The 26,858-nt window shown below is 75.0% G+C and carries 7 protein-coding genes and 4 tRNA genes; 7 read left to right on the top strand and 4 right to left on the bottom strand.

The features are described from left to right. Window positions 1-425 precede the first annotated feature (425 nt). From HS045_RS08970 to HS045_RS08950, 4 genes are all read left to right on the top strand, one after another. A complete protein-coding gene (locus tag HS045_RS08970) occupies window positions 426-5,336 on the top strand; it encodes a non-ribosomal peptide synthetase (RefSeq protein WP_196450633.1) in 4,911 nt (1,636 codons plus the stop codon). Next, window positions 5,333-14,038 (top strand): non-ribosomal peptide synthetase/MFS transporter, encoded by an 8,706-nt coding sequence (locus HS045_RS08965; protein ID WP_230883496.1) that lies wholly within the window; start codon window positions 5,333-5,335, stop codon window positions 14,036-14,038. The genes HS045_RS08970 and HS045_RS08965 overlap by 4 nt, the downstream gene beginning before the upstream one ends. Continuing rightward, entirely contained in the window at window positions 14,035-15,099 is a 1,065-nt protein-coding gene (locus HS045_RS08955) for a threonine/serine dehydratase (protein WP_230883495.1), read from the top strand. The genes HS045_RS08965 and HS045_RS08955 overlap by 4 nt, the downstream gene beginning before the upstream one ends. A 212-nt stretch (window positions 15,100-15,311) precedes the next feature. Beyond that, entirely contained in the window at window positions 15,312-16,742 is a 1,431-nt protein-coding gene (locus tag HS045_RS08950) for a serine hydrolase (protein ID WP_196450632.1), read from the top strand. 126 nt (window positions 16,743-16,868) lie between these two features. Here the strand turns inward: HS045_RS08950 and HS045_RS08945 are convergent. The 4 genes from HS045_RS08945 to HS045_RS08930 all read right to left on the bottom strand — a co-directional run bounded on the left by HS045_RS08945 (window position 16,869) and on the right by HS045_RS08930 (window position 17,317). Continuing rightward, a tRNA-Leu gene (locus HS045_RS08945) sits at window positions 16,869-16,942 on the bottom strand. A 1-nt stretch (window position 16,943) separates the two neighbouring features. Further along, window positions 16,944-17,015 (bottom strand) — tRNA-Gly (locus HS045_RS08940). A 7-nt stretch (window positions 17,016-17,022) separates the two neighbouring features. Further along, window positions 17,023-17,097, bottom strand: a tRNA-Gln gene (locus HS045_RS08935). 149 nt (window positions 17,098-17,246) lie between these two features. Continuing rightward, window positions 17,247-17,317 (bottom strand) — tRNA-Ala (locus HS045_RS08930). A 903-nt stretch (window positions 17,318-18,220) separates the two neighbouring features. Between HS045_RS08930 and HS045_RS08925 the strand changes: the two genes are divergently transcribed. The 3 genes from HS045_RS08925 (at window position 18,221) to HS045_RS08915 (ending at window position 26,279) form a co-directional block, all read left to right on the top strand. Further along, on the top strand, window positions 18,221-21,040 hold the full coding sequence (locus HS045_RS08925) for a bifunctional diguanylate cyclase/phosphodiesterase (protein WP_196450631.1): 2,820 nt from the start codon (window positions 18,221-18,223) through the stop codon (window positions 21,038-21,040). Between the two features lie 558 nt (window positions 21,041-21,598). After that, window positions 21,599-22,993 carry an MFS transporter gene (locus tag HS045_RS08920; protein WP_196450630.1) on the top strand — a complete coding sequence of 465 codons (1,395 nt, stop codon included), beginning with the start codon at window positions 21,599-21,601 and terminating at the stop codon, window positions 22,991-22,993. A 277-nt stretch (window positions 22,994-23,270) separates the two neighbouring features. Further along, window positions 23,271-26,279, top strand: coding sequence for an ATP-binding protein (locus tag HS045_RS08915; protein WP_196450629.1), 3,009 nt, complete (start codon window positions 23,271-23,273; stop codon window positions 26,277-26,279). Window positions 26,280-26,858 lie beyond the last annotated feature (579 nt).

Raw genomic sequence — 26,858 nt, 5'->3', positions numbered from 1 at the left:
CCCTCCGCCCGGTCGCCGGACCCGGGTGGCGGCCCTCGGGTGCGACCGCGCGGCCGGGCGGCGTCCGGGGCCCTCATCCGCTGGAACCCCGGAGAACAAGGGGTTCTGGACGGAGGGCACCTGCCGCGCGCGCCCGTCTCCCGGTGGCGGACGGGGGCGGAGGAGATCGCGCCGGAACCCGGATTCTCATATTATGGACACTTGTCGGCGCGGGTCCCGCGCCGGATGAATCCGTCATTCCCACGGTCCCTGATGCGTTCATCTGGGAAAACACGAATATCCGCCTCCGTGGGCGCGAACCCAAGTCGATCGCAAGACGGCCGCAAGTCGGCTGAATCATGCTCTCGGCCATAGGCGCCGATCGATCAGACGATTCCAGAGATTTCTCATCACCGGGTGTGATCTCGGCTGGAGAAGAGGACGAAGTGACCGTTGACAGGGAACGCATCGACGCGGCGGGCCGTCCCGCCCCGGCGGAGGCCGGGGGGGCCGCGGGGACCGCGGGGACCGGAGCGCCGGGTCGCGTCCACGAGGCGATAGAGGCGCAGGCCCGGCGCACTCCGGAGCGCGTCGCCGTCGTGGCGGGCACCGACCGCCTCGGCTACGCCGAACTGGACCGCAGGGCCGACGACGTCGCACGCACCCTGGCCGGGCGCGGCATCGGGCGCGGCGACCTGGTCGGCGTCTGCCTGGAACGCGACGCGTGGCTGGTCCCGGCGCTGGTGGGCGTGTGGAAGTCGGGCGCGGCCTACGTGCCGCTGGACCCCGCCTACCCGGCCGAGCGGTTGCGGTTCATGGCCGAGGACGCCGCGGTGGCCGCGGTGGTCACCTCGGCCGCGCTGCGCCGTACCGCCGCCCTGACCGGGGCCGAGGCCGTACTCGTCGACGACGTGGAGCCGGGCGGGGGGGCTTTCCGGGTGGCGGGGGACCCGGGGGACCCGGGGGACGCGGCGTACGTCATCTACACCTCCGGCTCCACCGGGACGCCCAAGGGCGTGGTGGTGGAGCACCGCAACACCATGAACCTGCTGAACTGGGAGGCGTCGGCGTACACCGCCGAGGAGCTGCGCGGCATGCTGGCCGGCGCCTCCGTCTGCTTCGACGCGTCGATCACCCAGCTCTTCCTGCCCTTGATCACCGGTGGGACGGTGATCCTGGCCGACAACGTGCTGGCGCTGCCGACCCTGCCGGCGAGGGAGGAGGTGACCACGGTCTACGGGGTCCCCTCCGCGCTGGCGGTGCTGCTGCGCGAGCCGCTGCCGAGCGGGGTGCGCGCGGTCTTCTCCGGTGGCGAGCGGCTGACCGGCGCCCTGGTCCGGCGGATCTACGCCAACCCGGGGGTGCGCCGGGTGCTGAACCTGTACGGCCCGACCGAGTGCACCACCTCCTGCACCGTCGCGGAGGTGGGCCGGGACCACGAGGGCGACCCGCCGCTCGGCGCGCCGATGGCCGGTGCGGTGCTCTCGGTGCGCGACGCGGACGGGAACCCCGTCCCGGACGGCGAGCTGGGTGAGCTGTGGATCGGCGGGCCCGGGGTGACCCGCGGCTACCTCGGGCGCGAGTCGCCGGCCTTCCGCACCGGGCCGGACGGCGCCCGGGTCTACCGCAGCGGCGACCTGGTCCGCCGGGTGGACGGCGCGCTGCACTACGCGGGCCGGGCCGACGACCAGGTCAAGATCCGCGGCTACCGGGTGGAGCCGGGCGAGGTGGAGGCCGTGCTGGGCCGCCACCCCGCGGTGCGCCGGGCCGTCGTGCTGGCCGCCGCGGACGACGACGGGACCGCCTACCTGGCCGGTCACGTCGCGGCCTCCGGGGTGGGCGAGCCGGAGCTGCGGGACTGGCTGCGCGCCCGGCTGCCCGACCACCTGGTACCGACCCGGATCGGCGTGGCCGAGGAGCTCCCGCTCGCCCCCAACGGCAAGGTGGACCGGGCGGCCCTGCCCGCGCTGGGCGCCGCCCGGCCGGCCGGCGCGGCGCCGGTCGCGCCCCGCACCGAGGACGAGCGGCTGGTGGCGGAGGTGGTCGCCGGCGTGCTCGGCCTGCCCCGGGTCGGCGTGCACGACCGGTTCACCGACCTGGGCGGCCACTCCCTGGCCGCGGCCAGAGTGGTCACCGAGCTGTCCCGCAGGCTGGGGCGGACCGTGCCCCTGGCGGACTTCCTGGCCGCCCCCACCGCGGCCGGTCTGGCCGCGGCGCTGGACCGGGCCGGTCCGGAGGCGGTACGGCGGAGCGGCCGGACCCGGTATCCGCTCACCGGCATGCAGCGCCAGTTCTGGACCCTGAGCCGGCTCCACCCGCACAGCCCGGTCACCACGCTGGCGATCCGGCTGCGCGTGCGCGGTCTGCGGGAGGCCGCGCCGCTGAGGGCGGCCCTGGACGCGGTCGTGCGCCGGCACGAGGTGCTGCGCAGCACGATCGCCGTCGACGCGGACGGCGTGCCGTACGCCGTGGTGCGCCCGCTGGTGGCCGTGCCGCTGGTCGAGCACCCCGTGGGCGAGGACCCGGAGAAGGTGGCCAGGACCGCCGCGGCGCACGTGTTCGACCTGACGGGCGAGGTGCCGCTGCTCCGGGCCGAGCTGTGCTGGCTGGGCGCGGCGGAGGCCGAGCTGGTGGTCGTGGTGGACCACCTCGCCTTCGACGGCGGCTCGGTCGCGGTGCTGATGGGCGAGCTGGCCGCCGAGCTGGCCGGCGAGCCGGTCCCCGGGCCGGCCGTCCAGTTCGGCGACGTGGCCGTGCAGGAGCAGGAGCGGCCGGACCCGGTGCGGCTGCGGGAGTTCTGGCGGGAGGAGCTGGCCGGGGCGCCGGTGGCGGACCCGGCGCCGGCGGACCTGACGGCCGGCCGGGTGATCCGGCCGCTGTCCGGGGAGTTCGAGGCGGGCGTGGACGCGCTGGCCCGGGAGTGCGGGGTCACGCCGTTCGCGGTGTACCTGGCCGGGCTGGCCCTGGCCGGCGGCGAGCCCGACACGCTGGTCGGGGTGGTCGCGGCGCGGCGGGCCCGGCCGGAGCTGACCGGGGTCATCGGCCCGCTGGTGGACACGCTGCCGGTGCGGGTGCGGCCGGCCGGCGCGCCGACCTTCCGGGACCTGGTCCGGCAGGCCGCCGACGCGGCCACGCGGGCGCTGGTCCACCAGGAGGTCCCCGTCGAGGACCTGCCCCGCGCGCCGGTGCTGCTGGCGGTGCAGCACGCCGAGGTGCCGGTGCGCCTGGGCGGCCTGGAACTCCTCACCGACCTGGGGTCGGGCGCCACCGGCCACGAGCTCGCCGTCCTGGTCAACCGGACGGCGGACGGCGCCGAGCTGCAGCTGGAGTACGCCCTGGCCCGCCTCGACCCGGTGCGGGCCGAGGCGTACCTGGACCGGCTGATGTGGCTGCTGCGGTGCGCGCCGGCCGACCCGGACCGGCCGCTGTCGGCCTTCGAACTCGTCACGCCGGACGAACGCGCCGCCCTGCTGGCCACCGCGGCCGGACCGGCGGTGCCGGAGTTCCCCGAGACGGTGCCGCACGCGCTGGCCGCCCATACCGGCGGGACCGCCGTGGTCGGGCCGGACGGCGCTTCGATCGGCTATCCGGAACTGCACGAGTGGTCGGGCCGGGTGGCGGCGGCGCTGCTGGAGTACGGCGTGGCGCCGGGCGAGGTGGTGGGCGTCTGCCTGCCCCGGGACCACCTGATGCCGGCGGCGCTGCTGGCGGTCTGGCGGGCGGGCGCGGCGTACCTGCCGCTGGATCCGGAGCATCCGGCCGAGCGGCTGCGCCTGCTGGCCGAGGACGCCGGGGCGCGCGTGGTGCTCACCCGGGGCGGGGCGGCGGCGGCCGTACCCGGCGTCAAGGTGCGGGACGCGGCGGCCGTACCCGGTCTCAGCGTGCCGGACGCGGCGGCCGTACCCGGCGTCAGCGTGCCGGACGCGGCGGCCGTACCCGGCGTCAGCGTGCCGGACGCGGCGGCCGCGCCCGGTCTCATCGTGCTGGACGCGGACGACCTGGCCGCCCGCGGCGGGTCGGCGGAGCTGCCGGAGGTGCGGGCCGGGGACCTGGCCTACGTGCTGTACACCTCCGGCTCCACCGGGACGCCCAAGGGCGTGGAGGTCACCCACGGCAACCTGGCCGCCTACGTGGCGGGACTGACGTCCGAACTGGGACTGGGACCCGGGGACGTCCAGCCGGTCGTGGCGCCCCTGACCTTCGATACCTCCGCGTCCGAGCTGTGGAGCATGCTGAGCGTCGGTGGCACCTGCGTGGTGGTGGACCGGGCCACGGCGGTGGACGGGCACGCGCTGGCCGGGCGGATCGCGGAGTGCGGGGCCACGGTGGTCGACCTGGTGCCCACCGCCTACCGGATGCTGCTGGCCGCGGGCTGGGCGGGAGACCCGGGGCTGCTGGCCATCGCGGGCGGGGAGACCCTCGATCCGGCCCTGGCCGGGCGGATCCTGCCCCGGGTCCGGGAGCTGTGGAACACCTACGGCCCCACCGAGGCCACCGTCGCCTCGATCCAGCACCGGGTCCGCCCGCACGAGCCGGGCCCGGTGCCGATCGGGCTGCCGATGCCCGGGGAACGGGCCTACGTGGTCGACTCCGCGCTGCGGTTGGTGCCGCCGGGCGCGGTGGGCGAGCTGCTGCTGGGCGGCGCCGGGGTGACCCGGGGCTACCGGGGGCGGGCCGACCTGACCGGGGCCGCGTTCGTCGACGACCCGTTCACCCCCGGCGGCCGGTGCTACCGGACCGGCGACCTGGTGCGCCGGCGGCCGGACGGGACGCTGGAGTTCCACGGCCGCAGGGACCACCAGGTGAAGGTGCGCGGGTACCGGATCGAGCTGGGCGAGATCGAGGCGGTGCTGCGCGAGGTGGCCGACGGGACGGTGGCCGTGGCCGGTGCGGACGCGCAGGCCCACCTGGTCGGCTACCTCGCGCCGGAGACGGCCGACCCGGCCGCGGCCGAGCGGCATCTGCGGTCGCGGCTGCCCGGCCACATGGTGCCCCGGCGGTGGGTGACGCTGCCGGCCCTGCCCACCCTGCCCAACGGCAAGGTGGACCGGCGGGCCCTGCCCGACCCGGCCGACGACCCCGGTGCCGGGCGCGTCGCACCCGGCACCGACCCCGAACGCCTGGTGGCCGCCGTCTGGAGCGCCGTGCTGGAGCGCTCCCCGATCTGGGCCGACGACGACTTCTTCGCCCTGGGCGGGCACTCCTTCGCCGCGACCCGGGTGGTCGGCCGGCTCCGCGAGACGTTGCTGGTGACCGTTCCGGTGCGGCTGCTGTTCGAGCGGCCGGTGCTCGCCGACTTCGCCGCCGCGCTGGAAGAACTGATCTTCGCTGAACTGACGAACGGGAGCGACGCATGACCGAGGTCACTCAGGACCGGATCGCCGACGCGGTCCGGTCCCGGTTCGCCGCGGCCCGCGCCGCCGCAGAGACCCCCGGCACCCCCGGGACCCCCGGCACCCCCGGGACTCCGGAGGGCACCGGATACCCCGGCGCCGCGGGCATCCCGGCGCTGTCGGCGGCGGACATGCCGCTGTCCCCGGCCCAGGAGAGGCTGTGGTTCCTGGCCCAGCTGGAGCCGGACACCCCCGCCTACAACGTGCCGCTGGTGCTGCGGCTGAGCGGGCCGGTGGACGTCGCGGCCCTCACCGCCGCGGTGGCCGACCTGGCCGAGCGGCACTGGATCCTGCGCGGCGTCGTCGACGGGACGCGGATCCGGCCGGTCGGCGGCGTGCCCGTCTCCGTGGTCGACGTGGAGCCCGCGGCGCTGGAGCGGGAGCTGGCCGGCCACGCCTGGCGCCCGTTCCGGCTGGACGCCGAACCCCCCATGCGGGCGGCGGTGTTCCGGCTCGGCGGGGACGAGTGCGTGCTCTCGCTCACCTTCCACCACATCGCCACCGACGCCTGGTCGGAACGGCTGCTGCTGCAGGACCTCGCGGCGCTCTACGCCGCCCGGCTCGGCCTGGCGCCGCAGCCGGAGCCCCCGGCCCTGCAGTACGCCGACGTGGCCGCGTGGGAGGCCGCGGCCGGGCCGTCCGAGGAGGACCTGGACTGGTGGACGCGGCGCCTGGCCGGTCTGCCGCCGGTGCTGGAGCTGCCCGTCGCCCGGCCCCGCCCGGCCGTCCCCACCTGGGAGGGGGCCGCGGTCGCGTTCGCGGTGCCCGGCCCGCTGTCCGCCAAGGTGCGCGCGGTGGCGGGCACCACGCCGTTCATGGTGTTCCTGGCCGGTCTGCAGGCGCTGCTGTCCCGGCTGTCCGGCGGCGACGACATCGCCGTCGGGGTGCCGGACGCCGGCCGCCGCCACCCGGACACCGAGGGCGTGGTGGGCTGCTTCATCAACACCCTGGTGGTGCGGACCGACACCTCCGGCGACCCCACCGGCGCCGAACTGCTGGACCGGGCCCGCGCGGCCGCGCTGGACGCGTTCGCGCACGCCCGCACGCCGTTCGAGCGGATCGTGGAGCGGCTGCGGCCGGAGCGGAACCTGTCGGTCACCCCGCTGTTCCAGGTGATGCTCAACGTGTACGACGCGGGCGCGCCGCCGGCCCTGCCCGGCGTGGAGGTCCGGCCGGAGCCGCCGGCCGTGCCGACGGCCAAGTTCGACCTGAACCTGACGCTCGGCGACGAGGGGGACCGGTTCGCCGGAGAGCTGCGCTACCGGACCGACCTGTTCGACGAGGCGACCGTCCGGCGGCTGGTGGACTGGTACCTGACGCTGCTGGACGGGATGCTCACGGACCCGGACGCGCCGGTCCTGCTGCCCGCCGACCCCGACCTGCACGGCCCGGCCGCGCGCCCGCCGGCGGGCGCGCCGCTGCACGCGCTGATCGAGCGGGCGGCCGACGCCTCCCCCGACGCGGTCGCGGTCGTGTCGCCCGGCCGCGCGCCGATCCGCTACGCAGAGCTGGAGCGGCGGGCCAACCAGGTGGCGCACTGGCTGCTGGCCCGCGGCGTGCGGCCCCAGGAGCCGGTCGGAGTGCTGATGGAGCGGCGGCCGGAGCTGGCGGTCGCCCTGCTGGGCGTGCTCAAGGCCGGTGCGGCCTACCTGCCGCTGGACCCGGTCTACCCGGCGCGGCGGACCGAGGCCGTCCTGGCCGCCGCCGGCGTCCGGACGGTGCTCACCGAGGCCGGGCTCGCCGACGCCGCGGACGGGCCCGCGCACCGCCCGGAGGTGGCCGTGCCGCCGGACCACCTGGCGTACGTGATCTCCACGTCGGGCTCCACCGGGGAGCCGAAGGGCGTCGCGGTCGAGCACCGGCAGATCACCCACTACCTGGACGCGGTGGCCGGGCGCCTGCCCGAGGGGGCCGCCTCCTTCGCGCTGGTGTCCACCGCCGCGGCCGACCTGGGGCTGACCAACGTGCTGTGCGCGCTGACCTCGGGCGCCGCCCTGCACCTCGTCGACCACGAGACGGCCACCGACCCGGCCGCGTACGCCGCCCACCTGGCCGCGCACCCGGTGGACGTGGTCAAGATGGTGCCCAGCCAGCTGGAGCTGCTCGCCTCGGGCGGCGACCTGGCCGCGGTGCTGCCGGAGCGGCTGCTGATCCTGGCGGGCGAGGCCGTGCCGCGGGACCTGGTGGAGCAGGTGCGGGCGGCGCGGCCGTCCCTGGAGGTGCAGATCCACTACGGGCCCACCGAGACCACGGTGTCGGCACTGGGCTGCGACGGGGCCGAGACGGCATCCGGCGCGGCGCCGCTGGGCCGGCCGCTGCCCGGCGTGCGGTGCCGGGTGACGGACCCCGCCGGGCGGCCGCTGCCGTACGGCGTGCCGGGGGAGCTGCGGATCGGCGGCCCCGGGGTGGCCCGCGGCTACCTGGGACGGCCCGACCTGACGGCGCAGCGGTTCACGGACGGCTGGTACCGCACCGGGGACCTGGTGCGGGTGAACCCGGCCGGGCTGGTGGAGTTCCTGGGCCGGACGGACGACCAGGTGAAGGTGCGCGGGTTCCGGGTGGAGCTCGGTGAGGTCACCGCCGCGCTGCGGTCCCTGCCGCAGGTGGCGGAGGCCTTCGTGCAGCCGGTCGGCTCCGGGGCGCGGCGCCGCCTGGCGGCCTGGGTGACTCCCTTCCGCGGGGACGCCGGGGATGTCAGGGTCGCCGGGGTCGCCGGGGTCGCCGGGGTCGCCGGGGTCGCCGGGGACGCCGGCGACGCGGAGAGCGCGGCGGGCGTCGCGGACGGCGTGGACGGCGTGGACGTCGCGGCGGTCCGGGCCGCGCTGCGCGAGCGGTTGCCCGACTACATGGTGCCGTCCGCGATCGGCGTGCTGGACGCGCTGCCGCTCACCCCGAACGGCAAGGTGGACCGGGCGGCGCTGCCGGTCCCCGAGACCGCTCCGGCGGTGCGGGTGCCGCCGGGCACGCCGCGGGAGCGCCTGGTCGCCGAGGTCTGGGCCGAGGTGCTGGACCTGCCGCAGGTGTGGGCGGACGACGACTTCTTCGCCCTGGGCGGGCACTCCTTCGCCGCGACCCGGGTGGTCGGCAGGCTGCGGGAGCGCCTGGGCGCGCCGGTGGCGGTGCGGCTGCTGTTCGAGCACCCGGTGCTCGCCGATCTGGCCGCCGCCCTGCCCCACCCGGTCGCGGCGCCCGCCGTACGCCGGGAGCGGGCGGACGGGCCGGTCCCGCTGTCCGGGGTGCAGGCCAGGCTCTGGTTCCTGGCCCAGTTGGAGCCGGAGAGCGCGGCCTACAACGTGCCGGTGGCGCTGCGGCTGCGCGGGCCGCTCCAGGCGGAGGCGCTGCTGGGCGCGGTGCGGGACCTGGCCGAGCGGCACCACGTGCTGCGCAGCGTGATCGACGACTCCGGCGCCGAACCGGTCCTGGTGGTACGGCCGGCCGAGGACGTGCCGGTGTCCACGGTCCGGGTCGGCCGACCGGAGGGCGAGCGCGCCGAGGACGTCGAGGACGCCGAGGACGTCGAGCGCGCCGAGGACGTCGAGGACGCCGTGGCCGCGCACCTGGCCACGCCGTTCGCGCTGGACCGCGAACCGCCGATGCGGGCGGTGCTGCTCAAGATCGGCGACACCGAGCACGTGCTCTCGCTCACCTTCCACCACATCGCCACCGACGCCTGGACCCGCGGGCTGCTGCTGTCCGAGCTGGCCGCGCTGTACGCCGCCCGGCTCGGGCTGCGCCCGCCGCCGGAGCCGCCGCCGGCCCAGTACGCCGAGGTGGCACCGGTCCCCGACCTGGCCGAACTGGACTGGTGGGCCGAGCGGCTGCGCGGCCTGCCGCCGGTGCTGGACCTGCCCACCGATCGGCCGCGCCCCGCGGTGGCCGATCCGGGCGGCGCCTCGGTGGACCTGGAGCTGCCGGCGGAGTTGAGCGAGCGGGTCCGGGCGGTGGCCGCCGCCTGCCGGGCGACGCCGTTCATCGTGCTGCTGGCCGCCCTGCAGGCCCTGCTGTCCCGGCTGGCGGCGGGTGACGACATCGCGGTCGGCGTGCCGGTCGCCGGCCGGGACCACCCCGCCACCGAGGGCGTGGTGGGGTGCTTCCTCAACACGGTGGTGGTCCGCACCGACGTGGGCGGCGACCCGACCGGCCGGGAGCTGCTGGCCCGGGTCCGGGAGTCCGCGCTGGGCGCCTTCGCCCACGCGAGCGCGCCGTTCGACCGGGTGGTGGACCGGCTGCGGCCGGAGCGGAACCTGTCGGCGACCCCGCTGTTCCAGGTGATGCTGAACTACGTCCCCGGCGCGGGACGGCCGGAGCTGCCCGGTCTGGAGGCGACCGGGATCGAGCCGCCCGAGCGGACGGCGAAGTTCGACCTGAACTGGTACGTGGTCGACGACGGGCCCGACCGGCCGCTGCGCGGCGGGCTCGGCTACCGCACCGACCTGTTCGACGCGGCCACGGCGGCCCGCCTCACCCGGTGGTACCTGGCGCTGCTGGACGGGATGCTGGCCGATCTGGACGCCCCCGTGGGCGCGCAGCCGCTGGAGCCGGTGACGGGCCCGGTCATCGCCGGGGACCTGCTGCCGGATGCGGCGGACGCTCCGACGGTGTCCGGTGCTCCGACGGTGTCCGGTGCTCCGACGGTGTCCGGCGGGGTGGCGGGACGGCCGCCGACCGCGACGGGCGTCCCGGTGCACCGGCTGATCGAACGCTGGGTGGACGCCTCCCCCGACGCGCCGGCCGTGGTGGGCGCGGACCGCAGCCTGACCTACGCGGAGCTGGAGGCGGCGGCCAACCGGATCGCCCACTGGCTGCTGGCCGCCGGGGTGGGCGCCGACGAGCCGGTCGGCGTGCTGCTGGAACCGGGGGCGGGCCTGGCCTGCGCCCTGTTCGGGATCCAGAAGTCGGGCGGCGGCTACCTGCCGATGGACCCGGCCTATCCGGCCGCGAGGATCGCCGCCATGCTCGACGCCGCCGGGGTGCGGGCCGTGATCACCACGGCCGGGTTCGCCGGTCTGATCGGGCCGGGCCGCCGGGTGCTGGAACTGGACCGCCTGCCGTCCCTGCCGGAGACCCGGCCGGAGACCGACGTGCGGCCCGAGCACCTGCACCACGTGATCTTCACCTCCGGGTCCACCGGCACGCCCAAGGCCGTGGCCGTCGAGCACGCGGGCGTGACGAGCTACCTGAGCGGCATGCTGCCGCGGATCGGGGTGCCGGGCGGCTCGTACGCGGTGGTCTCCACACCCGCCGCCGACTTCGGGCTCACCTGCGTGTTCGGTGCGCTGACCACGGGCGGTACGGTGCACCTGGTGCCGCGGGAGACCGCGATGGACCCCGACGCGTTCGCCGGATATCTGAGCGCGCACCGCGTCGACGTGGTCAAATGCGTGCCCAGCCACCTGGAGCTGCTGGCCTCGGGCGGCGACCTGGCCGCGGTGCTGCCGGAGAAGCTGCTGATCCTGGCCGGGGAGGCCTGCCCGTGGGACCTGGTGGAACGGGCCCGGGCCGCGCGGCCCGGGCTGCGGATCCAGAGCCACTACGGGCACACCGAGTCCACGATGATCTGCCTGGTCTGCGAGACCGAGGAGATCGAGCCCGCGCGCCGGGCCGGGATCGTCCCGCTGGGCCGGCCGCTGCCGGGGGTGTACGGGCACCTGGTGGACGCGAGGCTGCGGCCGGTGCCGCCCGGTGTGCCGGGGGAGCTGGTGGTCGGCGGCCCGGGGGTCACCCGCGGCTACATCGGCCTGCCCGAGCTGACCGCGGAGCGGTTCGTGCCCGACCCGCTGACCGGGCGGGGGCGCTGCTACCGCAGCGGCGACCTGCTGCGGGTCACGGCCGACGGGCAGGTGGAGTTCCGCGGCCGGGTGGACGACCAGGTCAAGGTGCGCGGGTACCGGGTCGAGCTGGGCGAGGTCGTCACCGCGCTGCGGGCCCTGCCCCAGATCGCCGAGGCCGTGGTGCTGCCGGTGGGCGAGGGCAGGGCCCGGCAGCTCGCCGCCTGGGTGACCCCGTCGGCCGGAAGTGCCGGGAGCACCGGGAGCACCGGGAGCACCGAGAGCACCGGAAGTGTCGGAAGTGCTGGGGACGCCGGAAGCGCCGGGAGCGCCGGGAGCGCCGGGAGCGCTGAGGACGTCGGCGGGGACGCCGGGCAGGCCGGGGACGCCGGAGCGATCGGCGACGCCGGAGACGTCCGGGATCTCCGGGGCGTCGTGGACACGGCGGCGGTCCGGTCCGCGCTGCGGGAGCGGCTGCCCGACTACATGGTGCCCACCCAGTTCGTCGTACTCGACCGGCTCCCCCTCAACCCGAACGGGAAGATCGACCGGGCGGCCCTGCCCGAGCCGCAACCGGAGACCGTCGCGTTCGTGCCGCCGTCCACCGCCGCCGAGGAACTGGTCGCCCGGGTGTGGGCCCGGGTGCTCGGCGTGGCCGAGGTCGGGGCGCACGACGACTTCTTCGCCCTGGGCGGGGACTCCTTCGCCGCGGTGCGCGCGGTCAAGGAGATCGGCGGCGGGCTGCGGGTGATCGACCTGTTCACCCGGCCCACGGTCGCGGAGCTGGCGGCCTTCCTCGGGGACGAGGACGGGGGCGGGCTCCTGCACCGTCTGGGCGGGGGCCGTACCAGCGAGTTCACCCTGGTGTGCGTGCCGTACGGCGGCGGGTCGGCGGCGGTGTACCAGCCGCTGGCCCGGGCGCTGGGCGACCGGGTGGAGGTGCTCGCGGCGGAGCTGCCCGGACACGATCCGGCCCGGCCGGACGAGGCGCCGCTGCCGCTGGAGCGGCTGGTGGAGATCCTGGCCGCCGAGGTGTCCGGTACGGCGTCCCGGCCGATCGCGGTCTACGGCCACTGCGTGGGCTCCGCGCTCGCGGTGGCCCTGGCTCGCAGGCTGGAGGCGGACGGGGTCCCCGTCCTGGGGGTGATCGCGGGCGGCAGCTTCCCCGCCGCCGAGCGGCTGCCCGGCCTGACCCGGCGGTTCTTCCGCGGCGACCGCTGGGTCTCCGACCGGATGTACCGGGACGCGCTGCGGGCCACGGGCGGGTTGCAGGACGACATGGACGAGGCCGCGGTGCGCGCCGCGGTGCGGGCGATGCGCCACGACGCGACCGAGGCGCGGGAGTGGTTCGGCCGCGAGCTGACCGGGGGCGGGGCGCCGCTGCGCGCCCCGATCCTGTGCGTGGTGGGGGAACGGGACCGGGCCACCGAGCTGCACGAGGAGCGGTACGCCGAGTGGGCGGTCTTCGCGCCCCGGGTGGAACCGGCCGTGCTGCCCCGCGCCGGCCACTACTTCCTGCGGCACCAGGCCGAACCGCTGGCCGCCCTGGTGGTCGAGCACCTGCTGCGCTGGTCGTCGGGACGGCTGCCCGACCCGGTGCGTCCACCCGAGCGGACCGGCCTGCGCCCCTTCTACACCGTGGCGGGCGGGCAGTTCGTGTCGGCGGTGGGCACGGCGCTGAGTTCGTTCGCCCTCGGTGTCTGGGCCTACCAGCTCAGCGGCCGGATCCTGGACCTGGCCCTGATCGTGATGCTCTCCCAGATCCCGGCGGTGATCCTCACGCCGCTGGGCGGCGCGCTGGCCGACCGGGTGGACCGGCGGCGGGTCATGCTGGCCTGCGACGCGGTCTCCGGACTGGTCACGGCGGCGCTGGTGCTGCTGCTGGTCACCGGACGGCTGGAGTTGTGGAGCGTGTGCGCCATCGTCGGCGTCACCTCGATGGTCACCGCGTTCCAGCAACCCGCCTACCTGGCCGCGATCGCACAGCTGGTGCCCAAGCCGTACCTCCCGCAGGCCAACGCCCTGGCCAACCTGGGCTTCGGGATCGGCAACGTGGTGGCGCCGCTCGCCGGCGGCGCGCTGATCGGCGTGTTCGGGCTCTCGGCAGTGGTGGCCATCGACGTGGTCTCGTTCGGGGTGGGCGTGGTGACGCTGCTGGCGGTCCGCTTCCCCGACCGGCTGTTCCACCGGCAGGAGGAGACGTTCCGCGCGGCGCTGACCGGCGGCTGGAGGTTCCTGAACCGGCGCCGGCCGCTGCTGGTGATGGCGTTCTACTTCGCGGTGGTCAACTTCTGCACCGCGCTGATGTGGGTGCTGATCACCCCGGTCGTGCTGGCCATCGGCTCTCCGGCCGCCCTGGGGACGGTGACCGCGGTCGGCGGCCTCGGCGCGGCCGTGGGCACCGGGGTGGTGCTGGTCTGGGGCGGGACCCGGCGCCGCGCCACCGGCATGGTCGGCTTCGTGATCGGATCCGGCGTCGGCGTGGTGCTGATGGGCGCCTGGCCGGCGGTGTGGCTGATCGCGGCCGGTCTGTTCCTCCGGCTGGCCTGCATGAGCATCGGCAACGCGCACTGGCTGTCCATCATCCAGGTGAAGGTGGGGCCGGAACTGCAGGGCCGGGTGCTGGCCGTCAACGTCATGCTGGCCACGGCCATGCAGCCGCTGGGCTTCCTGGCCGCGGGCCCGCTGGCCGACTGGGCCCAGCAGCACGTCTCCGGACCGGGCCGGGGCGCGGCGGCGGTACTGCTGGTCAGCGGCGTGTTCCTGGTGGCCTGGGGGCTGCTCGGGCTGCGGTACCGCCCGCTGCACCGCCTGGAGGACCTGGTCCCCGACGCCGCCCCGCCGCCCGAGGCCGCGGCGGATCTGGACGCCATCCAGGCCGAGGTGCTGGAGAGATGAGGCCGCTGGACGGGGAGACGGGCCTGGTGGCGGGAGAGGCGAGCCTGCTGGACGGGGAGATGAGCCTGGTGGCGGGAGAGGCGAGCCTGCTGGACGGGGAGACGGGCCTGGTGGCGGCGGCCGACGTGACCGCCGCCGCGATCCGGATCGCGCCGTTCGTACGGCGCACGCCGTTGCTGCGCCTGCCGGGCGAACGGCTCTGGATCAAGCCCGAGAACCGGCAGCCCACCCGCTCGTTCAAGGTGCGGGGCGCGCTGAACGCCGTGGGGCGGCTGGCCGAGCGGGGCGTCGGGCACGTCATCGCCCAGTCCTCCGGGAACCACGCCCAGGCCGTCGCGTACGCCGCCGGACGGTACGGCCTGCGGGCGACCGTGGTCCTGCCCGACACCGCGCCGGAACTGAAGGTGGCGGCCGCCCGCGGGCTCGGTGCCGAGGTGGTGATCGTGCCACCGGCGCTGCGGGAGGTCACCTGCCTGGCCCTGGCCGACCGGCTCGCGGCGACGGTGGTCCGCTCCGACGATTTCGACGTCATCGCCGGGCACGGCAGCGCCGGGGCCGAGATCGGCCTGGACCTGTCCGGCGTCGGCACGATCCTGGTGCCGGTCTGCAACGGCGGCCTGCTGGCCGGGATCGCGGTCGCGGCCAAGGCCGTCGCCCCGGCGGTCCGGGTGATCGGCGTCGAGCCCGAGCTGGCCGCCGACGGCGCGGCCAGCTTCCGCTCGGGCCGGCGCACCGCGTGGCCGGTGCAGCAGACCTACCGCACCCGGGCCGACGGCCTGCGCGCCCCGGTCCTGGGCGCTCTGGCCTGGGAGCACATCAGCCGGTACGTGGACGACATGGTGACCGTGAGCGAGGACGGCATCGAGGCCGCCGCCGACGTCCTCTGGCGGGACCTGGGGGAACGCGCCGAGCCCAGCGGCGCGGTGGCCGCCGCGGCCTACTTCGCCCACCGGGCCGCGCTGCCCGCCGGGCCCGTGGCGGCCGTCCTCTCCGGCGGCAACGTGGCGGTCCGCCCGGACGCCGGCGAGGTGCGGGAGTGCTCACTGATCGGAGGGCCGTGACAGGGCCGTGACAGGGCCGGGTGACAGGGCCGTGACAGGGCCGTGACAGGGCCGGGTGACAGGGTCGTGACAGGGCCGGGTGAGCGGGACGGGCGGGTGGCGGGGCGGGGCGGAGGGCAGGGCGGGGTGGGCGGCAGGGGCGGATGAGCGGGCCCCGAGCCGCGCCTCGTAAATCGATGGGGCGTATCGGCCGGATTCGTTAATGTGCCCGCATGCCCTCTCCGCGTGCCCTGCTGCCGCGCTCGACACCGGCGTCCGCGGGGATCTCGTCCCGCTCGATCGCCGCGCTGCTGGACCGGTTCGAAGAGCGGTCCGTCGAGCTCCACTCGATCATGATCGTGCGCCGCGGTCACGTCGTCGCCGAAGGCTGGTGGGCTCCGTACTCGGCCGGACGCCCGCACCTGCTCTACTCGCTGACCAAGTCGTTCACCTCGGTCGCCGTGGGGCTCGCGATCGCTGACGGGCTGCTCTCGCTGGACGACCGGGTGGTGGACGTGCTGCCCGACCACGTTCCGGCCGACGTCTCCGAGCAGGGACGCCGCCTGACCGTGCACCACCTGCTGTCCATGACGGCCGGGCACGGCACGGACAGCCTCGACGAGGCCTGGCGGCTGGAACCGGGCGATCTGGTCAAGGGCTTCCTGCGCGTACCGTTCCCCGCGCCTGAGGGGACCCGGCACGCCTACGACAACGCGACCACCTTCGTCCTGGCCCGGATGGTGGAGCGGGTCACCGGCCGCGGGCTGCCGGAGCTGCTCGACGAGCGCCTCTTCCGGCCGATGGGCGTCGACCACGCCGAGTGGGACCGGGTGGCGAGCGGCGCCGCCTTCGGCTTCCACGGGCTGCACCTCACGACCGAGGCCGTCGCCGCCTTCGGCGAACTGCTGCTGCGCGGGGGCCTCTGGGACGGCCGCGAGCTCGTCCCGCGCGAATGGGTGGAGCTCGCGACCCGACGGCACATCGACACCCCGCAGATCGAGGGCTGGTCGGAGAACCCCGACGCGCTGTGCGGATACGGCTACCAGTTCTGGATGTCGCGTCACGGTTACCACGGCCAAGGCGCCTTCGGCCAGCTGTGCGCGGTCGTCCCGTCGCACGATCTCGTGGTCGCCGTGACCGGTGCGGTGACGCAGATCGAGGAAGTGCTCAGTCCTCTGTGGGAATGCCTGCTGCCCGGTCTGGACCGGGCGGGGAGCGCCCGCGACGACGAGCTCCTCGCCGGTCGGCTGCGGCGGCTGTCCCTCGCGCCGGTTCCGGGTTCGGCCGCCCCGGAGCGTTCGGCCAAGGCGCGGCTCGACGCCTCCGCCGAGGACGCGGCGCTGCCCGACGGGACCACGGTGACCGTCGATCCCGTGGACGGCGGATGGCTCCTGCGGTTCGGGTCGTCCTTCGACGTCGAGGCCGGCCATGGCGGCTGGCGGGAGAGCTCGCCACTCGGCCGTCCGGTCGTCGCGGCCGGCGCCTGGCGGGGGGATACGTTCACCGCCGACCTCTACGTCATCACCACCCCGCACCGGGTCCGGCTGACGCTCGACGCCGCCGCGGGCACGGCGGTCGCGACGTGGAACACCGTGCCCCTGACCGGCCCCGATCTGGTGGTGCATCTGCGGTCGCCGCTGATGACCCGGCCCGACGTCGCGTAGGCGGCGTCGGCCGCCCGCCTCGTCGAGCGTCCGCATCCCCCGGATCCCCAACATCCCCGGATCCCGGATCCCGGATCCCGGATCCCGGATCCCGGATTCGCGGGGACCCGGGATACGGGGTCGTCGTGCCGCCCCCGGGATTCGAACCCGGATCCTCCGCGACCTGAGCGCGGCGCCTCTGCCGGTTGGGCCAGGGCGGCGAGTGGGTGACGGGACTCGAACCCGTCCTGCGGCCTCGGCACGGCCGTGTGCTTCCGCTGACACCTCACCCACGGGTGCGTGGCTGCCGGAGGAGGGGTCGAACCTCCGTTCCCCGATCCAGAGTCGGGTGTCCTGCCGATTGGACGATCCGGCATCACGCGGGCTCGCGCCGGGCGGGCGAGCCGCGCGTCCGATCCGGGCGGCGTGAACCGGGCCGGACGCGGGTGGGTCGTGAACCGGGCGGGGGTCGCCAATCCCGCCGCCGAGCACTCGACCCGGTGCCCTCTCCTTTCAGGGCACCCGTGGACCGGCAGGGAGTCGAACCCTGGACTCCTGCGTGCAAGGCAGGCGTGATCCCGCTTCACCATCGGCCCGGGAACCGTTCGTCGTGGCCCGCGCCGCGGGGAGCGCGGCCTGCGGACCCTGCCGTGGCCCCGCGGTCGGCCGCCGCGTCGGCGGCGGAAACGGTGGAGACGACGGTTTCGACGAAGAATTGCATTCCTCTGTGGAATTGTCGGGAGCGCGTCGCCGGCCGTTGTTCATTCGGCCGGGGAAACGCGCCTGCGCGGGACGCGCGATGTGCATCGGGTGGTTTTTCGTCCCGGGGCGGCCAGGAACGCGCCGTTCCGGTCCTCCCCGCCGGTATCTCTCCCGTACGGATGCGTCCCCCACATGAAGGAACCGCCCGTCGGGTGATGTCTCCCGGGGCGGCATCCGTGCAGGTGAAGGTCTACACGGTGGTCCCGGGGGACGGCAGTCGGCCGCCGAGGGCGGCTCGCACGCGAGGGGCGCGCCACTGCCGCGCGATGGCATCGTATGTGTTCACGGCCGTCCTTTCCGTCTCTCGGTCGATCCCTGTGTTCGAAGACTAGATTTCCCCGTACGGAATGCCAAATGATTTTTTCGAGATTCCCGGCTTCCCGGCTTCCCGGCTTTCCGAATCCGGGACGGGGCGGATTCCGTGAGCCGTCACGGTTCGCGGCGCGTCCCCTGACCGGGACCGGGCGGTCCGCACGTGGGAAAACCCTCAGGTCCGGCCCTCCTGCGCCGATGGGCTCCCGCAAGGAGATCCGGAGTCGTCGTAGGGGGATCGGGGTATGCGGGCATGCCGACGTGAGCGCGCCATGCCGTGCGGTGCGCTTTCAGCTCGTCTCCTGACACGGCTCCCGACCCGTTCTCCGTCCGGTGCCCCGACCCGTGCTCCGTCCGGTGCTCCGTCCGGTGCTCCGGCTGGAATCCCGCCGGTCGGCGCCCTGGCCCGGGCGCGGTCCTCGTCGTTGACGGCCGCCCTGGGCCTGCTCGCCGTCTTCGGCGTGGGGTGGTTCCTCCTCGATTTCGTGCGGCACCTGGACGCACCCGTCGTGGCCTGGGTTCCGGTGGTCCTCAGCGCGGTTCTCGGCGTGGTCGCGTGCGGACGCACGGCGGCCTCCCCCTCCTTGAACCCGCAGGCGCGGCTGTTCTGGCGGTGGTTCGGCACGGCGGTGCTCCTCATCGGGGTCGGCGGGGCCTGCAACGCGTACGACGCGGTCGCCGGGCCCGGCGCGCCGACGCAGCAGCCCGGTCCGATGACCATGGCGTGGTACTTCGGGGGCGTGCTGGCCGCTCTCTGGGGGCTGCTGCGGCTGCCCGCCGTACGGCGCTCGCGCAGGGAGCGGCTCACCCTGTGGCTGGACACGGGCGTCATCATGCTGGCCGCCGGTCTGTTCGCCTGGACCTTCGCGGTGCACGGTTCACCGGAACTGGCCGCCGCCACCGGCTCGTCCCTGCCGGGACTGGTCACCATCGTGGTGGGTTTCGTCGCGGTGCTCACCGCCGTCAAGCTGGCGCTGGCCGGTGTCGGCTCGCTGAACCGGAAGGCGCTGTCCATCCTGGGGACGGCGGTCCTCGTGGGGGCGACCGGCGGGGCGCTCATGCCGTTGATCCAGTCCAGGCCGGACCTCAACGTCGCCCACGTCACGATCCCGATCGCCTGCCTCCTCCTGGCGCTCGCGGCCGACCGGCAGCGGGAGGCGGGGAAGGAGGCCGTCCGTCGCGCTCCGGAGCGGCGCAGGCCCTTCAGCCTGCTGCCGTACGCCGCGATCGCGGCGACCGGCGGGCTGCTGCTGGTGTCGACGCGTACGGCGGGCCTGGAGACCCAGATGATCGCCGCGGGTGCGACCGTCATCACCTGGTTGGTGGTGGGACGCCAGATCCTGGCCTTCTACGACAACGCCGACCTGCTCGCCCGGCTCGACGCCAGCATGCTGGAACTGCGCAGGCACGATCAGCGGTCGCGTTCACTCGTGCAGAACTCCTCCGACATCATCGCCGTCACCGCCGACGACGGGACCCTCGCCTACCTCAGTTCGAGCGTCGGGCGCATCCTCGGCGTGCCGCCCGACCACTGGCTCGGCCGGCCCGTGGCCCACTGCACCCACCCGGACGACGTACGACTCCTGAGGGAGATGGGCCGGAGGCTCAAGCGGGATCCCGGCGCCACCGCCACCTGCCAGGTCCGCATGCGGCACGCGGACGGGGACTGGCGATGGCTGGAGATCGTCGGCACGAACCGGATCGACGATCCCGGGATCCGCGGCATCGTGAGCAACGCCCGCGACATCACCGAGACCAGGCGCGTACAGGACCAGCTGGCGCACCAGGCCACCCACGACGCGCTGACCGGGCTCGCCAACCGGGCGCTGTTCACCGAGCGGGCGGCGAGCGCCCTCGTGCTCGCCCGCACCGGTACCGAGACAAGTACCGGTACCGGGGCCGGGATCAAGACCGGGGCCGGTACCGAGACCGGGATCAAGGCCGGGGCCGGGATCAAGGCCGGGGCCGGGCCGGGGAACGACGCCGGGACCGGTGCGGGCGCCGGGACCCGGGGGGTCGCGCTCGCCCTGGTCGACCTCGACGACTTCAAGACGATCAACGATCGGCTGGGGCACGCGGTCGGCGACGCCCTCCTGGTGGTCGTCGCCGACCGGCTCCGCGAATGCGTCGGACCCCATGACACGGTTGCGCGGCTGGGCGGGGACGAGTTCGCCGTCCTGCTGCTGGACGTCTCGGCGGAGGAGGCCGACCGCATCGCCGAACGTGTCATCGTGGCGCTCGGCACCCCCGCCCGGGCCGCGGACCACGACCTGCTGGTGCAGGCCAGCATCGGCCTGGTCGCGGGCGGGCCGGGCATGGACGCCAGCGAGCTGCTGCGCCGGGCCGACGTGGCCATGTACGCGGCCAAGGAGCAGGGAAAGAGCCGTCACGTCCGGTACACCGAGGAGATGGACGCCCGGACCGTCGAGCATGCCCGGCTGGGCGCCGAACTGCAGCACGCCCTGGCCTCCGGCGGGCTGTTCCTGCTGTACCAGCCCGTGGTGATCCTGCCCGAAGGAGAGATCTCCAGCGTGGAGGCGCTGGTGCGCTGGCGCCACCCGGAGCGCGGACTGGTCTCCCCGGCGGAGTTCGTCCCGGTCGCGGAGCGCAACGGGATGATCGTCCAGATCGGCGCCTGGGTGCTCCGGGAGGCGTGCCGCCAGATGGCCGGGTGGCGGAGGCGGTACGGCGCCGCCGCCCCTCTGCGGATGGGGGTGAACGTCTCGCCCCGGCAGCTCCGGGAACCGTCGTTCGTGCAGGCCGTCACGGATGTGCTGCGGGAGACCGGGCTCCGGCCGCAGGACCTCCTGCTGGAGATCACCGAGACGGCCGTGTTCGACGGCGGGCCCGCGCTGGAGACGGTGCGAGCCCTGCACGCGCTCGGGGTCGGGTTCGCCCTCGACGACTTCGGTACCGGACACTCCTCGCTCGGGTTGCTGCGCACCTGCCCCGTCGACGTGCTCAAGGTGGACAAACTGTTCGTCGACGGGGTGACGGGCACCGTCGAGAGCTCGGTGATCGCCACCTCGCTGGTGCAGATCGCCCATGCGCTGCGACTGCAGGCCGTGGCCGAGGGCGTGGAGACCGAGGCGCAGGCCAGGAGGCTGTACCAGCTGGGGTACCGACTGGCTCAGGGTTTCCACTTCGCGCCGCCGCTGTCCGGGGAGGAGATCGGCCGGCTGCTGGCCGTCCGCGCGGTGCGCCTCGGCTCCGACCCGCTCGACCCGCCGGCCCTGGCCGGCTGAGACCTGCCCGGTGACGCCGTGAAACGGTGGACCGGGTGAGTCGATGACCCCGTGAAACGGCGAACCGGGTGAGTCGGTGAATCCGTGAGAGGTGAACCGGCGGCCGTTTGCGGGGCGGGGGCGAAGGAGGACGTCCCGCCGCGCAGGAAGGCGGAAGGCGCTCCCCCGGGGCTTCCTCCGGGGGTGTGGGCGCCTCTGGTCATCGTGCCCCGGTGACCAAAGGCGCCCTCCCCCGACGCGAGCGCGGCTTCCCCCTTCGATAACCTCACCCGCCACGGATGTGTCTATCAGTAATCGGTCGATCACATCAGGTGAATGTGCGAACACGGGGTGTGAATGCTCTCTCTCACACCGCTTCCACCCGGCAGTCTGAGGCATCCGTCCGGGATTGAGATTTTCCTCCCGGTCGCGGTCCCGGTCCGGTATCCCATCGCGGTCCCGGTCCGCCGTCTGCCCGCGGCACGGTCCGCCGTCCTGGTGGCGCGGATTTATCGATGCGACATCACGCGAGGAAGACGACAGGATGGTTCCTCTTCGGGATTCTGTGAGGAGCAGTCAGTGACCACCTACCGTCGCGACATCGACATGCTTCGCGACCGGCGTTTCAGCCTGCTGCTCGCCGCGCGGACCATCTCCGTCCTGGGCAGTTCGTTCGCCCCCGTCGCCCTCGCCTTCGGCGTCCTGGCCCTGCCCGGTGCGACGGCCACGACGCTGTCGGTGGTCCTCGCCGCCGAGGCGCTGCCGATGGTGGCGTTCATGCTCGTCGGCGGTGTGATCGCGGACCGTCTTCCCCGACACCGGGTGATGATGGCCGGTGAGGCGCTCAACGCGGCGGCGTTCGCCTGTCTCGCCGTGATGCTGCTCACCGGCTGGACCCCGCTTCCCGCGCTGGTGGCGGCGTCGGCGTGCAGCGGCGTCGCCATGGCGGTCCTCTTCCCGGCCCTGACCGGGATCATCCCCGACGTCGTCCCGGCCGACCGGTTGCAGACCGCCAACGCGCTGCTCGGGCTGGGTGCCAACAGCTCGCGCGTCGCCGGTCTCGTGCTGAGCGGCGCCACGGTGGTCCTGATCGGCGGCGGCTGGGCGCTGGCGGTCAGCGCCGCCATGTTCGCGACGGCGGCGGTCCTGATCGCGGCGCTGCGCCTGACCCCGGTGGAGCGTACGGCGGGCGAGGGGCACTCGGTCATCGCCGACCTGCGCGACGGCTGGCGGGAGTTCGTCTCCCGGCAGTGGCTCTGGGTGGTCGTCGCCCAGTTCTCCGTGCTGGTCATGGCCGTGCAGGCCGCGCACGGCGTGCTCGGGCCGCTGGTGGCCGACGAACGCCTCGGCGGTCCGTTCGCCTGGTCGATGATCCTGGCGGGCGAGGCGGTCGGCATGATCGGTGGCGTCTTCATCGCGATGCGGCTGCGGCCCCGCCGTCCCATCCTGGTGGCGACGCTGCTGACCGCGCCCACGGGCCTGCCGTACCTCCTGCTCGGGCTGGGCGCCCCGCTGTGGACGATCGTCGCCGGGGCGGTCGTCATGGGCGTCTGCTTCGACGTCTTCGGCGTGCTGTGGAGCACCACCATGCAGCGGGAGATCCCGGCCGAGTCCCTGTCGCGGGTCAGCTCCTACGACGCCCTGGGGTCGCTGATGTTCGGTCCGATCGGTCTGCTGGTGGCCGGACCGGTCGCCGCCCTGATCGGTCCGGAGCCCGCGCTGCTCGGCTGCGCCGCGATCGTCACGCTGTCCGCCACCGCGGCGCTGCTCTCCCCCGGCGTGCGCGGGCTGCGCGCCCCGGAGCCCGCCGCCGACGCGACCGCCGACGCGACCGCGGATCCCGCCGCTGATCCCGCCGCCGCCGCCGCCGCCGGCACCGGCACCGGCACCGGCACCGGCACCGGTGCCGCCGACGCCGACGCCGACGCCGGCACCGCCGCCGCCGTCGACGCCGGAGCGGCCCCGTCCCGCTGACCCGCGCCGCCCGGTGCCTCCATCCGGTGCCTCTCCGGTGCCTTCGCCTGGTGCCTCCGTCCGTGCCTCCGTCCGTGCCTCCGTCCGTGCCTCCGTCCGTGCCTCCGTCCGTGCCCCCGCCCGGACGGTGGCGGATGCGCCGGCCGGACCGCTCGCCGTGGCATACGGCGGGGTGCCGCCCTCCTTCGTGCGTCCGACGGGGTGCCGCCCTCCTTCGGGTGCCCGGCATGGTGACGGCCCGGATCCACCGGGTAAGAGTGAGTCCGGGGGATATGGCGTGACCAGGACGGTTGATGCGGTTCGGGAGTCGCGGTGGTCGCAGGCGCTGCGGGTCGCCGGTCTGTTCGACGCACCCGGCGCGCCCGCGCTGAGCAGGCCGGCCGTACTGGCGGCCCGGCTGCTCGACGCGCCCGCCGCCCTGGTGGCGCTGGCCGACGGCGACCGGTGGACGTGCCTCGGCGCGACGGGCCCGGCCGACCGCTGGACGGGCCGCGACCTCGCCCCGTACCCGCTGTTCCGGTGGATCCTGGCCGCGGACGCACCACTGACCGTGACCGACGTCCGGGCCGACGCCCGGCTGGGCGGCTCGCCCGCCGTCGACGGGCCGGAGCCGCGGGCCTGTGCGTCCTTCCCGCTGCGCGCTCCCGACGGTACGGTCCTGGGCACGCTGTGCGCGCTGGACGTACGGCCCCGGCGCTGGGACCCGCGCGGGCTGCGCCTGGCGGAGGAGGTGGCCTCCTCGGTGGAGGCGCAGCTCGCGGTGCGGCTGGACGAAGGGCGGGCGCGGCTGTCGGCGGCACGGATGAGCGCGGTCCTGGAACGGGCGCAGGACGCGTTCGTGTCCGTCGACGCCGCCGGAACCGTGACGGCGTGGAACCCCGCCGCCGAGCGGCTGTTCGGCCGACCGGCGAGCGAGGCCGTGGGACGGCCGGCGGACGAGCTGATCGTCCCGCGGCGGACCCGGCCGTGGCTGCGCGAGGAACTGGACCGGGTACGGCGGGCGGCTCCGTCGTACCCGGCGGAGCACCGGGTCGAGCTGACCGCGCTCGACAGGACCGGGCGGGAGCTGCCGGTGGAGATGGTGCTGCACGCCCGCACCGAGCGGGGTGAGCCGGTCCTCCACGCGTTCCTGTACGACATCGGCCACCGGGTGGCGGCCCGGCGCCGGCTGGAGCAGGAGCGCCGGTTCATGGCGGGGCTGATGGACAGCCTGGACGTCGGGGTGGTCGCCTGCGACGGCGACGGCGAGGTGGTGCTGGTCAACCGGATGTTGCGCGAGATCGAACCGGCTTCGCGATCGGGCGCCGAGCCGCCCTCCCCGGAGGAGATGCGGAAGGGCGACTGGAACGCCCTCTACGAGCTGTACGAGCCTGACGGGCGGACCCCGCTGCGGCCGGAGGAGATGCCGCTGGCACGGGCGTTGCGAGGGGAGCGGATCGACGGTTTCGAGGTGATGGCCCGCCGGGCCGGAGCCGGAGCCGGAACGGGTCTGCGCCGCTACCTGGTCAACGCCCGGCCGATCGAGACCGCTGACGGGCGCAGGCTGGGCGCGGTGACCGCCGTCCACGACATCACCGAGCGCTACCGGGCCGGGCTGCTGCGCACCGCGCAGGAGACGGTGGCCCAGGTACTGGCCGAGGCCGCCTCCAGCGGGCAGGCCGCCGCCGGCGTCACCGCCGCGGTCACCGACACCCTGGGCTGGACCTGTGGCGAGTACTGGCAGGTGGACCCCGACGAGACCGTGATCCGGCGGCTGGGCCTGTGGTCCCGTCCCGGACGGGACCTGGACGCGCTGACCCGCGGCGAACCCGATGTGTTCCCCCGCGGAGAGGGCCTGGCCGGAACGGTGTGGGCGAGCGCCCGCCGGATGTGGATCCCCGACCTGGCCCTCGACACGCGCGGCTTCACCCGGAAGGCGGCGGCGCTGCGCGTCGGGCTGCGCGCCGCGATGGGCCTGCCGGTGCGCAGCGGCCGGCGGGTGCGGGGAGTGCTGACCTTCTTCACCGACACCGTCCAGGAGGCCGACGAGGACCTGACGGCCATGCTGGACGGCATCTGCGCCCACATGGGCCGCTATCTGGAACGCCGCCGCGCCGAGGAACTGGCGCTGGCCCTGGACGCCGATCGCCGCCACCTGGATCACATCATCTCCCAGATCGACGACTACGTGTGGACGGTCGAGGTCACCGACGGCGGTGTGATCCGCCCGGTCCGGCTGCACTCCGACAGCAGCGCCGTGTTCGGCGGCCGGCTGCCCGCCGACGCCGACGCCGCCGAGGTCATGGCCGAGCTGGTCCACTCCGACGACCAGGAGTCCTTCGCCGCCTTCCACGCCGCCATCACCCGTGCGAGGCCCGCCGAGCTGGAGTGCCGCATCATCGGGCTGGACGGGGTGACCCGCTGGGTGTGGGTCCGGGCCCGGCCGCGCCGCGAAGACCATCGGCTGCTGGTCGACGGGATCACCAGTGACGTGACCGAGCGCCATCGCCTGGCCGAGCAGCGCGAGCTCCTGCTGGCCCGCCGGCAGGAGCAGGTGCGCCGCCTGCGGGAGCTGGACCGGATGAAGGACGAGCTGGTGGCACTGGTCGGCCACGAGCTGCGCTCGCCGATCGGCGCCATCCGCGATCTCGCCGTACTGCTGCGGGACGATCCGGAATTGAACGACGAGCAGCGTGCCTTCGCGGACGTGATCGACCGCAAGAGCGGGCACCTGCAGCGGCTGGTCGACGATCTGCGGGACCTGGCGCGCCTGGACGCCGGGCAGATCGTGCTCGATCCGCGGCCGGTGGCGCTGGACGGACTGGTGCGCCAGGCGGTCGACGATCACCGGCCGGCGGCGGACGCCAAGCGGCTGGCGGTGACGGTGGAGGCGACCGGCGGATTGCGGGTGCGGGCCGATCCGGTACGGCTGCGCCAGGTGCTGGACAACCTGCTGTCCAACGCGGTCAAGTACACGCCGGACGGAGGCGAGGTCACCGTCACCGCGCGTCCGGGCGACGGGAACGGGTACGGCGACGGGTACGGAGACGGGGATGGGGGCGGCGCAGGCGGCACGGCCGTGGTCACGGTCGCGGACACCGGCATCGGCATCCCGGCCGAGCAGTACCCGCGGTTGTTCGGCCGGTTCTTCCGGGCGTCGACCGCGGTGGAGTCGGGGATCAAGGGGACCGGCCTGGGACTGGCGATCACCCGGGCGATCGTCGAGGCGCACGGCGGCACCATCGTCGCCTCTCCGAGAGAGGACACGGGCACGGTCTTCACCCTCTGCCTGCCCGCCGAGCGATGACGGCCCTCCTACGGACCGGCCCTTCTACGGACCGGGGCCCACGGCGGCTCTACGGACCGGGCCCACGGCGGCGCCGGCAGGGCGTCGGTAGGGCACCGGCAGGGACATGACAGGGCCCCGGTGCCTCTGGCAGCGCCGGGACCCAGGAGTTCAACACCATTCTTCCGACTGTCGTGTCGGTTTCCTCATCCGCACGGCCACCTCATCGAAAGGGGCGGGATGCGGGAATCGCTCAGGCGTGACCGGAAACCACCTCCCGTTCGTTCGGAACCGCCGGCGCCCGCAGGGCGGAAGTCGGTCCGCGGGCGCTTCCGATGGCGTCAGACTCTCCTTTCCCTTACAGCCGGCATCACTTCGTTCTCGCAGGCGGCTCGGCTGCCGCCCGGCACGTCGGCGGCGGATCCCGCACGGCCGACGGCCATCTCACAAGGGCCATCGACATCTGCCGCATAGGCGGTGTTTCCCCTGTGTCACAACAAACGCTAATCACGCTGACAGCGGATGTCACGTCGGCCGATGTAGATTTTCGTTGGTGTCCGGCGACGCCGGGACGGCATCGAGGGCGGAAGGGGTCCGAGG

Origin of the sequence: Planomonospora sp. ID82291 (genome assembly GCF_015711645.1) — a bacterium.
In the GTDB taxonomy this organism is placed as follows: Bacteria; Actinomycetota; Actinomycetes; order Streptosporangiales; family Streptosporangiaceae; genus Planomonospora.
This window is presented reverse-complemented; position numbering and strand designations above follow the sequence as displayed.

Excerpts from the sequence above, each read along its gene's own strand:
- HS045_RS08950 (WP_196450632.1), top strand. The coding sequence starts at position 15,312 with ATGCCCTCTCCGCGTGCCCTGCTGCCGCGCTCGACACCGGCGTCCGCG.
- HS045_RS08965 (WP_230883496.1), top strand. The coding sequence starts at position 5,333 with ATGACCGAGGTCACTCAGGACCGGATCGCCGACGCGGTCCGGTCCCGG.
- HS045_RS08955 (WP_230883495.1), top strand. The coding sequence starts at position 14,035 with ATGAGGCCGCTGGACGGGGAGACGGGCCTGGTGGCGGGAGAGGCGAGC.